The 16,870-nt window shown below is 65.1% G+C and carries 22 protein-coding genes; 6 read left to right on the top strand and 16 right to left on the bottom strand.

Annotation, left to right across the window (positions count from 1 at the left end):
• Positions 1 to 43: 43 nt before the first annotated feature.
• Positions 44 to 649 (bottom strand): oligoribonuclease, encoded by a 606-nt coding sequence (gene orn, locus HFGMBDPB_RS03710; RefSeq protein WP_016445790.1) that lies wholly within the window; start codon positions 647 to 649, stop codon positions 44 to 46.
• A 30-nt stretch (positions 650 to 679) separates the two neighbouring features.
• Between orn and HFGMBDPB_RS03705 the strand changes: the two genes are divergently transcribed.
• Genes HFGMBDPB_RS03705 through rsgA form a run of 3 tightly spaced genes read left to right on the top strand, consistent with a single transcriptional unit; the run spans position 680 to position 3,317 of the window.
• Positions 680 to 1,981 carry a M48 family metallopeptidase gene (locus HFGMBDPB_RS03705; RefSeq protein WP_046240658.1) on the top strand — a complete coding sequence of 434 codons (1,302 nt, stop codon included), beginning with the start codon at positions 680 to 682 and terminating at the stop codon, positions 1,979 to 1,981.
• A 16-nt stretch (positions 1,982 to 1,997) separates the two neighbouring features.
• On the top strand, positions 1,998 to 2,330 hold the full coding sequence (locus HFGMBDPB_RS03700; protein WP_016445788.1) for a 4a-hydroxytetrahydrobiopterin dehydratase: 333 nt from the start codon (positions 1,998 to 2,000) through the stop codon (positions 2,328 to 2,330).
• Between the two features lie 18 nt (positions 2,331 to 2,348).
• Positions 2,349 to 3,317 carry a ribosome small subunit-dependent GTPase A gene (gene rsgA / locus HFGMBDPB_RS03695; RefSeq protein ID WP_016445787.1) on the top strand — a complete coding sequence of 323 codons (969 nt, stop codon included), beginning with the start codon at positions 2,349 to 2,351 and terminating at the stop codon, positions 3,315 to 3,317.
• A 91-nt stretch (positions 3,318 to 3,408) separates the two neighbouring features.
• Here the strand turns inward: rsgA and HFGMBDPB_RS03690 are convergent, their stop codons facing one another.
• The 6 genes from HFGMBDPB_RS03690 to rpsP all read right to left on the bottom strand — a co-directional run bounded on the left by HFGMBDPB_RS03690 (position 3,409) and on the right by rpsP (position 7,513).
• Complete coding sequence (locus HFGMBDPB_RS03690; protein ID WP_026062341.1) at positions 3,409 to 4,398, bottom strand: CobD/CbiB family protein; 990 nt, start codon at positions 4,396 to 4,398, stop codon at positions 3,409 to 3,411.
• A gap of 68 nt (positions 4,399 to 4,466) precedes the next feature.
• Positions 4,467 to 5,195, bottom strand: a complete 729-nt coding sequence (locus HFGMBDPB_RS03685; RefSeq protein WP_034364114.1) for a CoA pyrophosphatase — start codon at positions 5,193 to 5,195, stop codon at positions 4,467 to 4,469.
• An 87-nt stretch (positions 5,196 to 5,282) separates the two neighbouring features.
• Positions 5,283 to 5,663 carry a 50S ribosomal protein L19 gene (rplS, locus tag HFGMBDPB_RS03680; RefSeq protein WP_013800930.1) on the bottom strand — a complete coding sequence of 127 codons (381 nt, stop codon included), beginning with the start codon at positions 5,661 to 5,663 and terminating at the stop codon, positions 5,283 to 5,285.
• 110 nt (positions 5,664 to 5,773) lie between these two features.
• Entirely contained in the window at positions 5,774 to 6,544 is a 771-nt protein-coding gene (trmD, locus tag HFGMBDPB_RS03675) for a tRNA (guanosine(37)-N1)-methyltransferase TrmD (protein ID WP_034364112.1), read from the bottom strand.
• A 12-nt stretch (positions 6,545 to 6,556) separates the two neighbouring features.
• On the bottom strand, positions 6,557 to 7,126 hold the full coding sequence (gene rimM / locus HFGMBDPB_RS03670) for a ribosome maturation factor RimM (protein WP_013800928.1): 570 nt from the start codon (positions 7,124 to 7,126) through the stop codon (positions 6,557 to 6,559).
• Positions 7,127 to 7,258: 132 nt separating this feature from the next.
• Entirely contained in the window at positions 7,259 to 7,513 is a 255-nt protein-coding gene (gene rpsP / locus HFGMBDPB_RS03665; protein WP_012207143.1) for a 30S ribosomal protein S16, read from the bottom strand.
• Positions 7,514 to 7,659: 146 nt separating this feature from the next.
• Between rpsP and HFGMBDPB_RS03660 the strand changes: the two genes are divergently transcribed.
• Positions 7,660 to 8,184 carry a GNAT family N-acetyltransferase gene (locus HFGMBDPB_RS03660; RefSeq protein ID WP_034364110.1) on the top strand — a complete coding sequence of 175 codons (525 nt, stop codon included), beginning with the start codon at positions 7,660 to 7,662 and terminating at the stop codon, positions 8,182 to 8,184.
• A gap of 7 nt (positions 8,185 to 8,191) precedes the next feature.
• Entirely contained in the window at positions 8,192 to 8,698 is a 507-nt protein-coding gene (locus tag HFGMBDPB_RS03655; RefSeq protein WP_212644951.1) for an NINE protein, read from the top strand.
• A 76-nt stretch (positions 8,699 to 8,774) separates the two neighbouring features.
• On the opposite strand, the gene HFGMBDPB_RS03650 is transcribed toward HFGMBDPB_RS03655, so the two are convergent.
• The 7 genes from HFGMBDPB_RS03650 to HFGMBDPB_RS03620 all read right to left on the bottom strand — a co-directional run bounded on the left by HFGMBDPB_RS03650 (position 8,775) and on the right by HFGMBDPB_RS03620 (position 14,795).
• Positions 8,775 to 9,785 (bottom strand): inorganic phosphate transporter, encoded by a 1,011-nt coding sequence (locus HFGMBDPB_RS03650; RefSeq protein WP_212644950.1) that lies wholly within the window; start codon positions 9,783 to 9,785, stop codon positions 8,775 to 8,777.
• A gap of 22 nt (positions 9,786 to 9,807) precedes the next feature.
• Complete coding sequence (locus HFGMBDPB_RS03645; protein ID WP_016445778.1) at positions 9,808 to 10,455, bottom strand: DUF47 domain-containing protein; 648 nt, start codon at positions 10,453 to 10,455, stop codon at positions 9,808 to 9,810.
• A 143-nt stretch (positions 10,456 to 10,598) separates the two neighbouring features.
• Entirely contained in the window at positions 10,599 to 10,961 is a 363-nt protein-coding gene (locus tag HFGMBDPB_RS03640) for a DMT family protein (RefSeq protein WP_016445777.1), read from the bottom strand.
• A gap of 252 nt (positions 10,962 to 11,213) precedes the next feature.
• On the bottom strand, positions 11,214 to 11,960 hold the full coding sequence (locus HFGMBDPB_RS03635) for an ABC transporter ATP-binding protein (RefSeq protein WP_047326590.1): 747 nt from the start codon (positions 11,958 to 11,960) through the stop codon (positions 11,214 to 11,216).
• A gap of 3 nt (positions 11,961 to 11,963) precedes the next feature.
• Positions 11,964 to 12,758, bottom strand: coding sequence for an ABC transporter ATP-binding protein (locus HFGMBDPB_RS03630; RefSeq protein ID WP_016445775.1), 795 nt, complete (start codon positions 12,756 to 12,758; stop codon positions 11,964 to 11,966).
• Positions 12,759 to 12,775: 17 nt separating this feature from the next.
• A complete protein-coding gene (locus HFGMBDPB_RS03625; RefSeq protein ID WP_016445774.1) occupies positions 12,776 to 13,855 on the bottom strand; it encodes an ABC transporter permease subunit in 1,080 nt (359 codons plus the stop codon).
• Positions 13,856 to 13,865: 10 nt separating this feature from the next.
• Positions 13,866 to 14,795, bottom strand: a complete 930-nt coding sequence (locus HFGMBDPB_RS03620) for a branched-chain amino acid ABC transporter permease (protein ID WP_016445773.1) — start codon at positions 14,793 to 14,795, stop codon at positions 13,866 to 13,868.
• 305 nt (positions 14,796 to 15,100) lie between these two features.
• Here HFGMBDPB_RS03620 and HFGMBDPB_RS03615 point away from each other — a divergent pair, with 305 nt between their 5' ends.
• The gene (locus HFGMBDPB_RS03615; protein ID WP_016445772.1) at positions 15,101 to 15,448 is read left to right on the top strand and encodes a GFA family protein; all 348 of its coding nucleotides are present in this window, start codon (positions 15,101 to 15,103) and stop codon (positions 15,446 to 15,448) included.
• Positions 15,449 to 15,456: 8 nt separating this feature from the next.
• Here HFGMBDPB_RS03615 and HFGMBDPB_RS03610 read toward each other — a convergent pair whose 3' ends face one another.
• Positions 15,457 to 16,062, bottom strand: coding sequence for a 2-hydroxychromene-2-carboxylate isomerase (locus HFGMBDPB_RS03610; RefSeq protein WP_016451108.1), 606 nt, complete (start codon positions 16,060 to 16,062; stop codon positions 15,457 to 15,459).
• Between the two features lie 52 nt (positions 16,063 to 16,114).
• Positions 16,115 to 16,843 (bottom strand): SDR family oxidoreductase, encoded by a 729-nt coding sequence (locus tag HFGMBDPB_RS03605; protein ID WP_016451107.1) that lies wholly within the window; start codon positions 16,841 to 16,843, stop codon positions 16,115 to 16,117.
• Positions 16,844 to 16,870 lie beyond the last annotated feature (27 nt).

Here is a 16,870-nt window from a genome sequence, read left to right as displayed (position 1 = left end):
AAGCCCCCTGCACAAAAATGGCCGGAGGGCCCGGCTCCGGGCGCTAGACGCTCAGCAGGCGTGCGCGATAGTGCGCCAGCTCATCGATGGACTCATGCACATCGGCCAGCGCCGTGTGGCGCTGGGCCTTCTTGAAGGATGCGTAAGCATCGGGCTTCCAGCGCCTGGCCAGTTCCTTGAGGGTGCTGACATCAACGTTGCGGTAGTGAAAGAAGTCGTTGAGCTTGGGCATGTAGCGCTCCATGAAGCGCCGGTCCTGGCCAATGCTGTTGCCGCACAGCGGCGCCTTGCCCTTGGGAACGTACTGCGCCAGGAACTTGATCAGCGCGGCTTCCGCATCGGCCTCGGTGGTGGTCGATGCCTTGACGCGCTCGATCAGGCCACTCCTGCCGTGCGTGCCCTTGTTCCAGGCGTCCATGCCGTCGAGCAGGGCATCGCTTTGATGGATGGCGAACACAGGACCCTCGATGCGCGTGGCAAGGTCCGGGCTGGTGACGACCACGGCGATCTCGATGATGCGATCGGTGTCGGGCTGCAGCCCGGTCATCTCGCAGTCGAGCCAGACGAGATTGAGGTCGGATTTGCTCAGGGTGACGGGCGTGCCGGATTCGGCGGGGACGGGAATGCAGGCGCTGGAGGCTTCGGACATGGCCCAAATTGTCGCCTACACTGCGGCCACATGGTCTTCAACCCCGATTTTTCCTCGACGCTTTCCCTGCTGTTTGCCGCAGCCGTGCTGGCCCAGTGGCTGCTGCGCGCCTGGCTGGCCTCGCGCCAGGTTCGCCATGTGGCAGGCCACAGAGCGCAGGTGCCCGAGGCCTTTGCGCAGCGCATCAGCCTGGCCGCCCACCAGAAGGCCGCCGACTACACACTGGCGAAGGCACGCGCTGCCCTGATCGACATGACGCTGGGCGCCGTGGTGCTGCTCGCATGGACGCTGCTGGGCGGGCTGGATGCACTCAACCAGCAGTTGCTGGAATGGATGGGCGCCGGCCTGTGGCAGCAATTGGCGCTGCTGGCCAGCTTTGCTCTGATCTCCGGCCTGGTGGAGCTGCCGCTGTCGCTCTACCAGACCTTTGTGCTGGAGCAGCGCTTCGGCTTCAACCAGATGACGCTGCGGCTGTGGCTGGCCGATGCCGCCAAGTCCACGGCCATGGGCGCAGCCATCGGCCTTCCGATTGCGGCACTGATCCTGTGGCTCATGGGTTCGGCCGGCGACCTGTGGTGGCTCTGGGCATGGGCCGTCTGGACGGGCTTCAACCTGCTGCTGATGTGGATCTTCCCGACCTTCATCGCACCGCTGTTCAACAAGTTCGATCCACTGGAGGACGGCCCGCTCAAGGAGCGCGTGAGCGCACTGATGCAGCGCTGCGGCTTCACGGCCAAGGGCCTGTTCGTGATGGACGGCAGCCGCCGCTCGGCACATGCCAATGCCTATTTCACGGGCTTCGGCCACTCCAAGCGCGTGGTGTTCTTCGACACCTTGCTCAAGCAGCTGGACGCCGACGAGGTGGAGGCCGTGCTCGCGCATGAGCTGGGCCATTTCAAGCACCGCCACATCCTCAAGCGCATGCTGCTGATGTTTGCCGCCAGCCTGGCGGGCTTTGCGCTGCTGGGCTGGCTGTCGCAGCAGCTGTGGTTCTACCTGGGCCTGGGCGTGCGTCCGGGTCTCGACCTTGCGCTGGGACACAGCGGCATCGGCGCCGGCAACGAGGCCGTGGCGCTGCTGCTGTTCCTGCTGGCCGTGCCAGTGTTCAGCTTCTTTGTCACCCCGCTGTTCTCGGCCCTGTCGCGCCGCGACGAGTTCGAAGCCGATACCTACGCCATGCAACAGGCCAGCGGAGCCCACCTGGCCTCGGCACTGCTCAAGCTGTACGAGGACAATGCTTCAACGCTCACGCCCGATCCCTGGTACGTGAGCTTCTACTACTCGCATCCGCCCGCCCTCGCCCGGCTGGCGCGCATGCCCTCTCCGACCTGAACCATACGCACTCACCATGAGCACACAACGCTTGCAACAACAGGACTGGTCCAACCAGCAGCGCCGCGCGCTGACTTCCGACGAACTGCACACCGCACTGGCCGCCCTGCCGGGCTGGCAGCTCGATGGCGATGCCATCGCCAAGAGCTACGCCTTCGCCAACTACTACGAGACCATGGCCTTCGTGAATGCGCTGGCCCTGATCGCCCACCAGCAGGACCACCATCCCGACCTGACCGTGAGCTACGGCCGCTGCGGTGTACGCCTGAACACGCATGACGTGAACGGCATCTCGTCCACCGACATCGAGTGCGCACGCCGCATCGATGCGTTGCTGGCGCGCCCATGAATCGCACCCCGCTGACCCATGGCTGAGCGCTCCGCACTGCACGAAGGCCTGGTCGTCTCCAGCCATGGCCGCCATTGCGTGGTCGAGACCGAAGACGGCTCGCGCCACATCTGCCACCCGCGCGGCAAGAAGAGCCAGACCGTGGTGGGCGACCGCGTGCGCTGGCAACTCCCGCCCCCAGGCCAGGGGGAGGAAGGCACCATAGAAAAGGTGCTGGAGCGGCGCAACCTGTTCTACCGGCAGGACGAGATACGCACCAAGTCCTTTGCAGCCAACATCGACCAGGTGCTGATCCTGATCGCCGCCGAGCCGGTCTTCTCCGAAAGCCAGCTGGCCCGCGCCCTGATCACTGCCGAAGCCACCCACATCAAGCCCCTGATTGCCCTCAACAAGCGTGACCTGGCCGAGCCCTTTGCCGACGCCTGGGAGCGCCTGGAGCCTTATCGCGAGATGTACCTGGGCCAGGAAAAGCCGCACTACGAGGTACTGTCGCTGTCGCTGGCCAATGAGGGCGAGGCCGATCGGCAGCTGCTGATGAAGCACCTCAAGGGCAAGGCCACGCTGGTGCTGGGCCCTTCCGGCTCGGGAAAGAGCACCCTGATCAACCTGCTGGTGCCCGGCGCACGCGCGGCCACCAACGAGATCTCGCAGGCACTGAACTCCGGCAAGCACACGACCACCACGACCAGCTGGTACTGGATGGACGAGGAGCGCACGACAGCCCTGATCGACTCGCCGGGCTTCCAGGAGTTCGGACTGCGCCACATCGAACCCACCGACCTGCCCCGCTGCATGCCCGACATCGGCGCCCATGCGCAGGAATGCAAGTTCTACAACTGCACCCACCTGCACGAGCCCGGATGCGCGGTCATGCCGCGCGTGGAGGATGAGGAACACGGCATGGACGCCGACCATGACATCAGTGCCAACCGGTACTGCATCTATGCCGAGCTGTTTGATGAGTTGAGTCAGGCCACGAAGTATTGAGCCTCCCCCAAACGCCACGGGGCCGCTCCGGGAGGGAGGAAACGACGCCTCCAAAGGGGCGTCATCCAGGACTCGCCCGCAGGCTCCGCACTCAGCCCAACAGGCGCGCCAGCGACAGCAGCGCCAGCAGCAGCAGCCAGACCACGACCGAGCGCCAGACCAGGCCGACCACGCTGCGCAGGTGGCCGATCTCGGGCTCACGGCCCGGCGTGGCTTCGCTGTCCACGTCGAGATCGATCTCCTCGCCGTCGTCCCGGGTCACCGAGATGCCCTCGCGGCGCTTGAGTGCCTCGCCGCCCAGGCGCACGTTGATGGCGCCCGAGGTGGCGGCCAGGATCACGCCGTCGTTGTCGTTGGGAAAGCGCTGGGCATGGAAGCGCCAGCCCTCGATGGCCTCCTCGAAACTGCCGACCACGGCAAAGGAAAGAGCCGTCAGCCGTGCGGGCAGCCAGTCGATCACGGTCCAGGCCAACCGTGAGGCGTGCTGCAACTGGACACTGACCTGGCTGCCACCCAGCAGGCCCTTGCGCGACCAGGAGCGCGACAGGTGCTCGGTCATGCGGTAGAACACGGCACCCAGCGGACCCAGGCCCAGCGCCGCCAGTGCAGAGAACCAGAACAGCACGCCAAACACATGGCGATGCGCCGCCAGCACCGAGTACTCGATCACATGGCGCACCACCTCGCTGCGGGGCACTTCGCTGGCGTCCACCTGCTGCCAGTGGGCGAGGGCTTCGCGCGCCGCGTACTCGTCACCTGCATCCAGCGCATCGCGGATGCGCGTGAAGTGGTGGCTGAACTGGCGAAAGCCCAGCGTGACGTAGAGCACGGCCACATTCCAGACCATGGCCAGCGGCCAGCCCACGCCCCACAGCAGCAGCAGATAGATGCCTGTCACCAGCACGCAGGGCAGCGCCACCGCCACGGTCCAGGCCAGCCAGCCGTGGTGCGCCTGGCCGGCATCGAAGTTGCGGCGCACCGAAACCGTCCAGGCCCTGTAGCCTGTGTGCACCAGGTTGGCCGGCGTCAGGGGGCGCGCCTGCTCGATCAGCAAGGCGATCAGAATGGCAAAGAAACTCATCCGGCCATCATACTGGCGCATGCGGGCAGGCCCGTGACCCCGGGGTGGCACGGCACCCCATCCGGGCATCAGGCCGACAGGAATCGGTAAAGATTGCGCAGCATGCCGGCCGTGGCGCCCCAGATGTAGCGCTGGCGGTCTCCATCCTGGTAGGGCATGGCAAACCATTCGCGCGGCACGCCGTTCCAGACCATGGCGTGGCGCTCATGGTTGGCAGGATCGAGCAAAAAGGACAGCGGCACCTCGAACACGTCCGCCACCTCGTAGGGATTGGGATGCAGGCGCGCCCGGGGATCGACCAGGGCCACCACCGGCGTGATCAGAAAGGCCGTGCCCGTGGTGTAGATGGGCAGGGTGCCCAACACTTCCACATCGCCGGCAGCAAGCCCGACTTCCTCCTGCGCCTCGCGCAGGGCCGTGGCCTGGGCAGACACATCCTCAGGATCGCGCTTGCCACCCGGAAAGGCCACCTGGCCCGAATGGGTGGACAGATGGGCCGTGCGTTCGGTCAGCAGCACCGTGGGTTCGGGGCGCATCACGATGGGCACGAGCACGGCGGCATCGGTGGGCTGGCGATCGCTGAAGCGCTTCTCGCGCACCACCTCGGGAGCCCACTGGGGCGGCAGCGCAAAGCGCTGGCGCAGGGCCTCGGGCGTGCGGGCTTCGGGGGGCACGGCAGGCAGGTGGCTGTCCTTGCCAATCAGTTGCGCCATGCGCGGGTCGGCGATCGACGGCACGGCTGCGGGCACTGGCCCGCCGGTCGGCACGGGAATGGCGGTATCGGGCAGAGAGGACACGAATGAAGGCTTGTGATGGGCAACGGCCGGACAACAAAAAAGCCGCTACAGGCGACTGTAGCGGCTTTCCAGCTGTGACGCAGGTGCTTAGGCTTCGGCAGAAACCTTGACACGCGACGGCAGCTTTTCCTTGATGCGGGCCGACTTGCCGCTGCGCTCGCGCAGGTAGTACAGCTTGGCACGACGCACATCACCGCGACGCTTGACTTCGATGCCGGCGATCAGGGGCGAGTAGGTCTGGAACGTACGCTCCACGCCTTCACCGCTGGAGATCTTGCGCACGGTGAAGCCGCTGTTCAGGCCACGGTTGCGCTTGGCGATCACCACGCCTTCGTAAGCCTGCACGCGCTTGCGGCTGCCTTCGACCACATTCACGCTCACGATGACGGTGTCACCGGGGGCGAACTGGGGGATGGTCTTGTTCAGACGGGCGATTTCCTCTTGCTCGAGGATCTGGATCAGATTCATGGTCAACATCCAATCGATCTTGTCCGCGCCAGGATTGGCAAGCGCCGGGATTGGCGCCATGGCTGCTTTGTTCGTAGCAGCGGCCGGATAGAGGATCGAAGAATCGCGGATTATAGCCCGGAGACGTTTTTTGCCAAAAACCCCTCGTCCTTGGCGTTGAGCAGGCCCTGGGCGCGCGCCTGCTCTATCAGCTCGGGCCGGTGCCTGGCCGTGATGGACAGGCGCTGGTCGCGGCGCCAGCGCTCGATCTGCGCGTGGTGGCCGGACAACAGTGGCGCCGGCACTTCCCGCCCTTCCCAGACTTCGGGGCGGGTGTAGTGCGGGCAATCGAGCAGGCCGTCTAGCGCCGGATTGAAGCTGTCCTGCTGGAAACTGCCTTCGTCATTGAGCACGCCGGGCTGCAGCCGCGCGACGGCATCCAGCAGGGCCATGGCAGCGATCTCGCCGCCAGAAAGCACGAAGTCGCCCAGGCTCAACTGGTGGGTGACATGGGTATCGATGAAGCGCTGGTCCAGGCCCTCGTAGCGGCCGCACAGCAAGATTGCGCCCTGCCCCTGCGCCCAGTCGGCCACCACGGCATGGCGCAGCGTGGTGCCGATCGGCGAGAACAGCACCACGGGAGCCGGCTCGGGCTCGCCGGCCTCGCGGCGCGCCTGCCGGGCCGCCTCCAGGCAGCGCTGCAGCGGCTCGGCCATCATCACCATGCCCGGACCGCCGCCAAAGGGGCGATCGTCCACGCGCCGGTAGTTGCCCTGGGCATGGTCGCGCGGATTCCACAGGTGCACGCCAACCTGGCCCGAGGCATAGGCACGGCGCGTGACGCCGCTTTCAAGAAACGGCGTGAACAGCTCGGGGAACAGCGTGATGATGTCGAAGCGCATGGAGGTCGGCGATCAATAGTCGGGCTGCCAGTCGGCAACGATGGTCTTGCCCGGCAGATCCACCTTGTCCACATAGGCATCGACAAAGGGAATCATGCGCTCGCGCTCCTTGCCATCCTCTTCATAGGCCAGCACCAGCACGGTCTGCGGACCGGTGGACAGCAGGTCGCGGACGACGCCCAGGGCCACGCCCTCGCGGTTGACCACGGACAGGCCCAGCAGATCGACCCAGTAATACTCGCCATCCTCGGGCTGCGGGAAATCGCTGCGCGCCACGAAGATGCGCGCGCCACGCAGGGCCTCGGCGGTATTGCGGTCGTTCACGACAGGCGAGGTGGCGACGACGGAATCGGAGTGGACGCGCGCCTGCTTGACCGGCAGCAGCACCGTACCGGTGAACTGCCGCGCACCCTTCTCGGGGGGCTGCAGATACCACTGCTTTGCGGTGAACAGGGCCTCGGGGTCGGCACTGAAGGCGGCCACCTTGAACCAGCCCTTGATGCCCCAGGCATCGGCGATACGCCCGACCTCCACGGCATCGGCGGGCAGGACGCTGGCTTCGAGTTCAGGCATGTGGCTCATGGCAGTCGGTAGGCAGTAGATGGACAGTCAATGCAGATCGTTGCAGATCCGTGCAAGGCGATCCGGAGGGGAAAACAAAAACGGGCTCCGTCAGACAAGCCAACGGAACCCGATTTCAGAAGGGATGCTGAATTAGGCAGCAGTCTTCTGGGTGGCCTGCTTGATCAGGCGCTCTGCGGTCTCGGAAGCCTGCGCGCCAACGCCCTTCCAGTAGTTCACGCGGTCCAGAGCAACGCGCAGACCCTCTTCGCCGCCACGGGCGTTGGGGTTGTAGAAGCCCAGGCGTTCGATGAACGAACCATCGCGGCGCACGCGCTTGTCGGCGGCAACGATGTTGTAGAAAGGACGGGCCTTGGAACCGCCGCGAGAGAGTCGAATGACGACCATGATTTTCCTTCGGGTGGGCGCAGCCACCACACAATTAACTAGACAATGAATGGCTGCACATGTTTTGCGGCGTTTGAGACACGCGACATGGCCACCCGGCCAGCGACACGCCGTAAAACCAGCGATTATATCCAACTTCTCTTTCCATGCCTACCATTCGCTCAAGCCTGGACGGCGATCTCGCCGCCATCACCGCCATTTACCGCCACCACGTGCTGCACGGCACGGGCACGTTCGAGACCGATCCCCCTGCCGAATCGGACATGGCAACGCGCCGCGCGGACGTGCTGGCCAAGGGCCTGCCCTATCTGGTCGCCGTGGACGAACAGGGCCAGGTGCTGGGCTTCGCCTATGCCAACTGGTTCAAGCCGCGCCCGGCCTATCGCTTCTCCGCCGAGGATTCCATCTACGTGCATGACGCGGCGCGCGGCCAGGGCGTGGGCCGACTGCTGCTCGATGCGCTGTCGCGCGAATGCGAGGCGGCCGGCGTGCGCAAGCTGCTGGCGGTGATCGGTGACTCGGCCAATGCCGGCTCCATCGGCGTGCACCGCGCCGCGGGCTTCACTCCGGCGGGCACGCTGAGCTCCATGGGATGGAAGTTCGGCCGCTGGCTGGACATCGTTCTCATGGAGAAGACCCTGGGAGACGGCAACCGCAGTTCGCCCGAATAATGGGTGCATGAACCGACCCAGCACGCCTTTGCCTCAGCCCGCTCAAGCACAGCAGGGGGCTCCGCGCCCCAAAAGCAAGACCCTGACGACCTGGCTGGCCTTCGTCGGCGGGCCGCTGGGGCTGCACCGCTTCTATCTGCATGGCTTCGGCGACTGGCTGGGCTGGCTGCTGCCCGTGCCCACGGCGCTGGGCGTGTACGGCATCGAACGCGTGCAGCAACTGGGACAGGACGACCAGCTCAGCTGGCTGCTGATTCCGCTGCTGGGCTTCACCATCGCCGGCTGTGCGCTGCGCGCCATCCTCTACGGGCTGACCGACACCGAAGCCTGGAACCGGCGCCACAACCCCGGCATTGACGTGCAGGCGCAGGCCGGACGCACGGGCTGGTCAACCATCTTTGCCATTGCGCTGTCGCTGATGCTGGGTGCCGCCGTGCTCATGGCCAGCATTGCCTACAGCTTCCAGCACTACTTCGAGCACCAGGTGGAGGAGGCGCGCAAGATTTCGCAGTGAGGCGCAGCCAACGCCTCCCCCGAAAAAAGAAAGACCGCCCTGGGCGGTCTTTCTTTTTGGCGGCAGCAGCCCCGGCTCAATACAGCTGCAGGCTGATCCAGTAGGCAATCGATGCCACGAAGGCGCTGGCAGGGATCGTCAGCACCCAGGCCCAGACGATGTTGCCTGCCACGCCCCAGCGCACGGCGCTGGCGCGCTGGGTGGAGCCCACGCCGACGATGGCGCCGGTGATGGTGTGCGTGGTCGAGACCGGCACGCCCAGGAAGGTTGCAAAGAACAGCGTCAGTGCACCACCGCTTTCGGCGCAGAAGCCGCCCACGGGCTTGAGCTTGGTGATCTTCTGGCCCATGGTCTTGACGATGCGCCAGCCGCCGAACATGGTTCCCAGGCCGATGGCCAGGTAGCAGCTGACGATGGTCCACAGCGGCGGCTCGGCGTCGCCGGCATTGGCATAGCCGGTGGCGATCAGCAGCAGCCAGATGATGCCGATGGTCTTTTGCGCGTCATTGCCGCCGTGGCCCAGGCTATAGGCACCGGCGGAGACCAACTGCAGCCTGCGGAACCAGCGGTCCACCCTGTTGGGCGCGGCGCGCCGGCAGACCCAGGCCACCAGCACCATCATCAGCGAGCCCAGCAGGTAGCCCAGCAGCGGCGAGACGAAGATGAAGGCCACGGTCTTCCCGATGCCGCTGGCAATCAGCGCGCTTGCGCCGGCCTTGGCCATCACCGCGCCCACGATGCCGCCGATCAGCGCATGCGAGGAACTGCTGGGGATGCCGTAGTGCCAGGTGATCACGTTCCAGGCAATGGCACCGACCAGGGCACCGAAGACCACATGCGTGTCGACGATGCCGGGCTGCACGATCCCCTTGCCCACGGTGGCTGCCACGCTCAGGTGAAAGACAAAGACCGCCACCACGTTGAAGAAGGCCGCGAAGGCCACGGCCTGCGTGGGCTTGAGCACGCCCGTGGAGACCACGGTGGCGATCGAGTTGGCAGCATCGTGGAAGCCGTTCATGAAGTCGAACAGCAGGGCCAGCACCACCAGCAGGATCACGACCCACAGGGCCGCTTGTACGGATTCCATAGAGAAACGACTCCGCGAGGGCTCAGGAATTTTCGAGGACGATGCCCTCGATCAGGTTGGCCACGTCCTCGCAGCGGTCGGTCACCGTCTCCAGCAGCTCGTAGATGGCCTTGAGCTTGATGACTTCGCGCACATCGGGCTCTTCGCGGAACAGCTTGCTCATGGCCGAGCGCATCACGCGGTCGGCGTCCGATTCGAGACGGTCGATTTCCTCGCAGGTCTTCATCGCCGCGTCCACCACCGAGGGATCGGAGATGCGCGACAGCAGCTTGACCGCATCGCGCAGCCGCTCGCAGCAGCGCACGCACAGGTCCGTCAGGCGCGTGATCTCTTCCGTCATGTGGCGCACGTCGTACAGCGCCATGGTCTCGGCCGAGTCCTGGATCAGGTCGGCCACGTCGTCCATGGTGTTGATCAGCGAGTGGATGTGCTCGCGGTCCAGCGGCGTGATGAAGGTCTTGTGCAGCGCCTTGGTGACGTCGTGCGTCACGCGGTCTGCGGCACGCTCGGCGTTGTTCACGTCCTCGTTGTACTTCTCGCGAAGATGAGGATCGTTGTAGTTGGCGACAAGCTGCGAGAAGGCATGCGCGGCTTCGACGATGCGATCGGCATGCTGGTTGAACATCTCGAAAAAATTGCCTTCGCGCGGCAATAACTTGCCAAAAAGCATGAATGCTCCTTACCGGGAAACAGGGGGAACCAGGCGACTCACTGCGTCACATTGCGGATGCTTGGCATGGCTTCCCGGCTTGAACGGGGCGAAGTGTACTCTTGAGTCCCAGGCGCGTTTTTGCGCGCCGGCGCGCCGCCCTGTCAGCCGCTGCGAAAAATAAAGTACACCGCGCCCACCATGCACAGCCCGGCCCAGAGGAAGTCCCATTTGAGCGGCTGGTTCAGGTAAAGCACGGCAAAGGGCGCGAACACCGCCAGCGTGATCACCTCCTGGATGATCTTGAGCTGCGCCACGCTGAACTGCGTGTGGCCTATGCGGTTGGCGGGCACCTGCAGCAGGTACTCGAACAGCGCGATGCCCCAGCTGACAAGGGCTGCCACGTACCAGGGCGACGAGGCGTGGTTCTTCAGGTGGCCATACCAGGCGAAGGTCATGAAGACATTGCTCATGGCCAGCAGGACCACGGTCTGCAGCCCGACGGGGATGTGTTGGAGCCAGTTCATGTGATGTGCAGCCCGACGCGGGGAAACCCAAATTATCGCGTCCGGCACTGGGCAGGGCGGATTTTCGATTTCTTTCCAAAAATTGCCTTTTTGCGCGAATTTCCTCGAATAACCCATTCCATCGCACAAATACGCAAAGTCTCGCATCGATCGACGCTTGATGAATCTTCATCAAATCGTCATATTTTTGCCATATCCCGTCAGTGGCACGGGGCATTCCATCCATCCCCGCGCTCACGGCAGCCGTGGCGCTCACTCGCCCAGATAGGCAGCCCGCACGCGCGGGTCGCTGAGCAGGGTCTGGCCGGGCCCCGTCATGGTGATCAGGCCGGACTCCATCACATAGCCGCGATCGGCCAGCGCCAGCGCACGGCTGGCATTTTGCTCGACCAGCACAAGGGTCACGCCCAGGCCGTGCACGTCGCTCACCACCTCGAAGATCTTGTCCACCATGATGGGCGACAGGCCCATGGAGGGCTCGTCCAGCAGCAGCACCTTGGGCTGGCTCATCAGCGCGCGCGCCATGGCTAGCATCTGCTGCTCGCCACCCGACATGGTGCCGGCCAGCTGGTCGCGGCGCTCCTTCAGCCGCGGGAAGATGCCGAACATGCGCTCGATGTCGGCGGCAATGCCGGCCTTGTCGTTGCGCGTGTAGGCGCCCATGAGCAGGTTCTCGGTGATGGTCATGCGCGCGAACACGCCGCGCCCTTCGGGCACCATGACCAGGCCCTGGGCCACCAGATCCCAGGCGCCCACGCCCCGGATGCTGCGGCCCAGGTAGTGCACATCGCCGTCCGCCATCTGCAGGCTGCGCGTGACGGCCTTCATGGTGGTGGTCTTGCCGGCACCGTTGGAGCCGATCAGCGAGACCAGCTCGCCCTGGCGCACCTCGAAGTCCACGCCCTTGACGGCCTGAATGCCGCCATAGGCCACCTTCAGGCCCTCGACCTTCAGCAGCACCGGAGGGGACGCGCCCTTGTCTTGCTCTTGCTCGCCCATGGTTCAGTGTCCTCCCGTGCCCAGATAGGCTTCGATCACCTTGTCGTTCTTCTGCACCTCGGCCGGCGTGCCTTCGGCAATGGGCTTGCCATAGTCGAGCACGGTGACGCGGTCGCACAGGCCCATGACCAGCTTCACGTCGTGCTCGATCAGCAAGATGGTGCGCTGGTCGCGGCGGATGCGGTCGATCAGCTCGCGCAGCTGCACTTTCTCGGTGGCATTCATGCCGGCGGCAGGCTCGTCCAGCGCGATCAGCTGCGGGTCGGTGGCCAGGGCCCGCGCGATCTCCAGGCGCCGCTGGTCGCCGTAGCTCAGCGTGCGGGCCTTGAAGTCCGCGTACTTGGAGATGCCCACGTAGTCCAGCAATTCACGGGCGCGCGCGCGGATGGCGGCCTCCTCGGCCTTGAAGCCGCGCGTGCGCAGCACCGCGCCGATCAGGCCCGAGTGCGTGCGCACATGGCGCCCGACCATCACGTTCTCCAGCGCCGTCATCTCGGCAAACAGCCGGATGTTCTGGAAGGTGCGCGCAATGCCGGCCTTGGCCACCTTGTGCACGGCCGTGGGCTCGTAGGCCTTGCCGGCCAGCTCGAAACTGCCGCTGTCGGGCGTGTACAGGCCCGTGATCACGTTGAAGAAGGTGGTCTTGCCCGCGCCATTGGGTCCGATCAGTCCGTAGACCTGGCCCCGGCCAATGGTCATACCCACATCGGACAGCGCCTGCAGCCCGCCGAAGCGTTTGGAAATGCCCGAAACCCTGAGCACCGGAGCGCTGGAGCTGTTGTCTGCCGTATTCGCCATCTGCGGTTTCTCCATGCTCAGGACTGGTGCGGCAGGTTCTTGCCATGCTCGGGCGACGGCCACAGGCCGCGCGGACGCATCAGCATGATGACGATCATGGCCAGCGCGATCAGCAGCTGGCGCAGGATGGAGGCATCGAGCCGCCCATCGGTCATCTGCTGCAGGGGACCGGCCACATAGCGCAGCACCTCGGGCAACGCCGACAGCAGCACCGCGCCCAGGATCACGCCGGGCAGATGGCCCAGGCCGCCGAGCACCACCATGGCCACGATCATGATGGACTCCATGAGGCTGAACGACTCGGGCGAGACGAAGCCCTGGAAGGCCGCGAACATGGCGCCCGAGACACCGCCAAAAGAGGCGCCCATGCCGAAAGCCAGCAGCTTCATGTTGCGCGTGTTGATGCCCATGGCCTTGGCGGCGATCTCATCCTCGCGGATGGCCATCCAGGCGCGGCCTATGCGCGAGTCCTGCAGGCGCCAGCAGATCACGATGCTGACCAGCACCAGGAAGAGGAACAGGTAGTAGTACAGCGTGACCGAGCTGATGTCGTAGCCGAAGATCTCCTGGCGCTTGGCCAGGTCCAGTCCCAGGATCTTGACCGAGTCGATCTGGCCTATGCCTTTGGGGCCATTGGTGATGTTGACCGGCTGGTCCAGGTTGTTCATGAAGATGCGGATGATCTCGCCGAAGCCCAGCGTGACGATGGCCAAGTAGTCCCCGCGCAGCTTGAGCACCGGAATGCCCAGCAAAATCCCCGTGATGGCCGCCAGCAGCGCCGCCAGCGGTATCACCAGCCAGATGGAGGTATGCAGCCCGTCCGGGAACATGGCGGCAAAGCCCTCGAAGGTCTCCGCCAGATGCGGCGAGGCCATCAGCGCGAACATGTAGGCGCCCACGGCGTAGAACGCCACATAGCCCAGGTCCAGCAGGCCCGCGTAGCCCACCACCACGTTCAGGCCCAATGCCAGCAGCACATAGAGCAGCGCCAGGTCGGCGATGCGCACCCAGGCATTGCCGAAATACTGCAGCACCAGCGGCAGCACCAGCAGCGCCAGTCCGCCCAGAATCCATTGCACGGTCTTCTTGCTGTTCATGCGTCTCTCCTCAGGCGCGGTCGGCCACTCGCTCACCCAGCAGGCCCGAGGGGCGCAGCGTCAGGATGATGATGAGCACGATGAAGGCGAAGATGTCGGTGTAGTGGCTGCCCAGCACGCCGCCCGTGAGATCACCGATGTAGCCCGAGCCAATGGACTCGATCAGCCCCAGCAGCATGGCGCCGACCACGGCGCCCGCCAGGTTGCCGATGCCGCCGAACACGGCCGCCGTGAAGGCCTTGAGCCCCGGCAGAAAGCCCATGGTGTGGTGGGCCGTGCCGTAGTTGGATGCGTACATGATGCCCGCGATGGCCGCCAGCACGGCGCCGATGATGAAGGTGGCAGAGATCACCATGTCAGGCTTGACACCCATCAAGGCCGCCACGCGCGGATTCTCGGCCGTGGCCCGCATGGCGCGCCCGAGCTTGGTGTAGTTGACCAGGTAGGTCAGCGCAGCCAGCGCAATCGCCGTGACCACCAGCACCAGGATCTGGGTGGGCGTGATCACCGCCGTGCCGATCTCGAAGGGCGTGCTCGGCAGCAGCGTGGGATAGGCCTTGTAGTTGGGCTTCCAGATGATCATGGCCAGCGTCTGCAGCAGCAGCGAGACGCCGATGGCCGTGATCAGGGGCGCCAGGCGCGGGCTGCTGCGCAGGCGCCGGTAGGCCACTTTCTCGATCACGAAATTCAGTGCGGCGGCCACCACGCAGGCGATCACCGTCGCCAGCAGCAGGATCAGCCAGCCCGGTGCGCCCGGCATGGCCTCCTGCATCAGGCCTATGCAGCTCCAGCTGGTCAGCGCCCCGACCATGAGCACCTCGCCATGCGCGAAGTTGATGAGCTGGATGATGCCGTACACCATGGTGTAGCCCAGGGCGATCAGGGCATACATGCTGCCCAGGACCAATCCGTTGATGACCTGCTGAAGCAGTATGTCCATATGCGCTCTCCCCTTTTGCTCAGGATGGAGACATTCAGCGTGCCTCGCATCCAAACGAACGGAGCCAGCAATGCCATGGTGGTGGAAGCTCTCCTGCCGCATCCCGGCTTGTGATCAGGAAGCCGCAGGGGATGGGCGATTCTAGGCACCCCCCGGTGGCCTGCAACGCCTTGTTGCAGCGGGGTTTCCCGAGGCTTTACAAGCCACGCGCTCTTATGTAGCACTGCAGCAATTTGCCGCAGCCAGCATGAACTCCTACCATCAACGGCAGTGCCGCCAGCAAGCGGGGGCCACGGAGAACCCCGATGAAATACCACGGCAGCTGCCACTGCGGCGGCATCGCTTTCGATGTGGAAGGCGAACTCACCCAGGTCATGGCCTGCAACTGCTCCATCTGCGCGCGCAAGGGCGCCCTCATGTGGTTCGTGCCCCGCGAACAGCTGCAGCTGAGCACGCCCGAGGAGCAGATGCGCTCCTACACCTTCCACCGGCATCTGATCCAGCACCGCTTCTGCCCGACCTGCGGCATCCACCCTTTCGGCGAAGCCACCGATCCCAAGGGCCGGCACATGGCGGCCGTCAACGTGCGCTGCCTGGAAGGCGTGGATGCCGAAGCCTTGCGCATCACGCGCTACGACGGACGGTCGGCCTGAGGCTGGCTTCAGGCCCGCAGCGCCTCCTCCTCCACATCGCGCAGGCGGTCCTTGCCGAAATACATCTCGGTGCCGACAAAGAAGGTCGGCGAGCCGAAGGCGCCGCGCTCGAAGGCCTGCTGCGTATTGGCCATGAGCCTGGCCTTGACTTCGGGCGTCTGGCTCGCGGCGACCAAGGCCTGGGCATCCAGGCCTGCATCGGAAAGCTCGACACCGATGACCTGCGCATCGTCCATCTTGCAGCCCTTCTCCCACATGCTGGAGAACACCGCATCGACATAGCGCTCGAAGCAGCCCATGTCCTGGGCGGCCACGGCCCCACGCATGATCTGCAGGGTGTTCACGGGAAAGTGCGGATTCATCCGGAAGCGCGTGAGGCTGTGCCTGTGCACGAAGCGCTGCAGCTCCAGCGCCTCATAGGCGCGCTTGTTGGGAATGTCGGCATTGGCCTCGGCCGGGGAGCGGTTGTTGGCCAGCTTGAACAGGCCTCCCAGCAGGACAGGCACATATTCGAAGCGGATGCCGCTGCGCGCCTCGATCCGGGGAATGACCTGGTGGCAGAGATAGGCGTTGGGGCTGCCGAAGTCGAAGAGAAATTGCACCTTGGTGTTCATGGCGTGGCCTGCGGGAGTGGGAGGAAGTGACGATGCGATAAGGCAAGGCGGCTCACCACGGCTCCATCCAGGGACGGATCTCGGTCTCGTGCGTCCAGGCGTCGCGCGGCTGCTGGTGCAGTTGCCAGTAGAGGTCGGCAATGTGCTCGGGATTGAGGATGCCGCCCTGCTCCTTGAGGGCATAGCGCTCGGGGAAATTGCTGCGGATGAATTCGGTGTCTATGGCGCCGTCGATCACGGGATGGGCCACATGGATGCCCTTGGGCCAGAGTTCGCGCGCCATGCTCTGCGCCAGGGCGCGCAGGCCGTGCTTGGCACCGGCAAACGCGGCAAAGCCCTCGCGCCCGCGCAAGCTGGCCGTGGCACCCGTGAAGATGATGGTGCCCCGGCCGCGCGGCAGCATCACCCTGGCCGCCTCCCGCCCCATCAGAAAGCCGGCGAAGCAGGCCATCTCCCAGACCTTGAAGTAGACGCGCGCCGTGGTTTCGGTGATGCCGAAGCGCACATTGGCGCCGATGTTGAAGACGGCGACCTCGATGGGTGCGATCTCGGCCTCGATCTTCTGCACCAGGGCCACCATTTCCTCTTCCTTGCGCGCGTCGCTGCCAAAGCCATGGGCTTCACCCCCTGCGGCGCGGATCTGCTCGACCAGCGGCTGGAGTTTGTCGGCATCGCGGCGGGTGACGCAGGCGGTATAGCCTTCGCGCGCAAAGCGCCGGGCAATCGCCCCGCCCGTGGCGTCACCGGCACCGATGACGAGGATGGCTTTCTTGTCGGTCATGGAATCTCCGTGGATGAAGAAGTCAGT

Origin of the sequence: Delftia sp. PE138 (assembly GCF_018320755.1) — a bacterium.
GTDB lineage: Bacteria > Pseudomonadota > Gammaproteobacteria > Burkholderiales > Burkholderiaceae_C > Comamonas > Comamonas tsuruhatensis.
This window is presented reverse-complemented; position numbering and strand designations above follow the sequence as displayed.

Bases quoted from the DNA above. Each gene is read 5' to 3' on its own strand.
- HFGMBDPB_RS03630 (WP_016445775.1), bottom strand. From the start codon at position 12,758: ATGGCGAATACGGCAGACAACAGCTCCAGCGCTCCGGTGCTCAGGGTT.
- HFGMBDPB_RS03645 (WP_016445778.1), bottom strand. From the start codon at position 10,455: ATGCTTTTTGGCAAGTTATTGCCGCGCGAAGGCAATTTTTTCGAGATG.
- HFGMBDPB_RS03620 (WP_016445773.1), bottom strand. From the start codon at position 14,795: ATGGACATACTGCTTCAGCAGGTCATCAACGGATTGGTCCTGGGCAGC.
- HFGMBDPB_RS03655 (WP_212644951.1), top strand. From the start codon at position 8,192: ATGAACCGACCCAGCACGCCTTTGCCTCAGCCCGCTCAAGCACAGCAG.
- HFGMBDPB_RS03625 (WP_016445774.1), bottom strand. From the start codon at position 13,855: ATGAACAGCAAGAAGACCGTGCAATGGATTCTGGGCGGACTGGCGCTG.
- rimM (WP_013800928.1), bottom strand. From the start codon at position 7,126: ATGAGCCACATGCCTGAACTCGAAGCCAGCGTCCTGCCCGCCGATGCC.
- HFGMBDPB_RS03605 (WP_016451107.1), bottom strand. From the start codon at position 16,843: ATGACCGACAAGAAAGCCATCCTCGTCATCGGTGCCGGTGACGCCACG.
- HFGMBDPB_RS03650 (WP_212644950.1), bottom strand. From the start codon at position 9,785: ATGGAATCCGTACAAGCGGCCCTGTGGGTCGTGATCCTGCTGGTGGTG.
- HFGMBDPB_RS03635 (WP_047326590.1), bottom strand. From the start codon at position 11,960: ATGGGCGAGCAAGAGCAAGACAAGGGCGCGTCCCCTCCGGTGCTGCTG.
- HFGMBDPB_RS03700 (WP_016445788.1), top strand. From the start codon at position 1,998: ATGAGCACACAACGCTTGCAACAACAGGACTGGTCCAACCAGCAGCGC.
- HFGMBDPB_RS03615 (WP_016445772.1), top strand. From the start codon at position 15,101: ATGAAATACCACGGCAGCTGCCACTGCGGCGGCATCGCTTTCGATGTG.
- HFGMBDPB_RS03690 (WP_026062341.1), bottom strand. From the start codon at position 4,398: ATGAGTTTCTTTGCCATTCTGATCGCCTTGCTGATCGAGCAGGCGCGC.
- HFGMBDPB_RS03610 (WP_016451108.1), bottom strand. From the start codon at position 16,062: ATGAACACCAAGGTGCAATTTCTCTTCGACTTCGGCAGCCCCAACGCC.
- HFGMBDPB_RS03640 (WP_016445777.1), bottom strand. From the start codon at position 10,961: ATGAACTGGCTCCAACACATCCCCGTCGGGCTGCAGACCGTGGTCCTG.
- HFGMBDPB_RS03705 (WP_046240658.1), top strand. From the start codon at position 680: ATGGTCTTCAACCCCGATTTTTCCTCGACGCTTTCCCTGCTGTTTGCC.
- rpsP (WP_012207143.1), bottom strand. From the start codon at position 7,513: ATGGTCGTCATTCGACTCTCTCGCGGCGGTTCCAAGGCCCGTCCTTTC.
- orn (WP_016445790.1), bottom strand. From the start codon at position 649: ATGTCCGAAGCCTCCAGCGCCTGCATTCCCGTCCCCGCCGAATCCGGC.
- HFGMBDPB_RS03660 (WP_034364110.1), top strand. From the start codon at position 7,660: ATGCCTACCATTCGCTCAAGCCTGGACGGCGATCTCGCCGCCATCACC.
- trmD (WP_034364112.1), bottom strand. From the start codon at position 6,544: ATGCGCTTCGACATCATCACGCTGTTCCCCGAGCTGTTCACGCCGTTT.
- rsgA (WP_016445787.1), top strand. From the start codon at position 2,349: ATGGCTGAGCGCTCCGCACTGCACGAAGGCCTGGTCGTCTCCAGCCAT.
- rplS (WP_013800930.1), bottom strand. From the start codon at position 5,663: ATGAATCTGATCCAGATCCTCGAGCAAGAGGAAATCGCCCGTCTGAAC.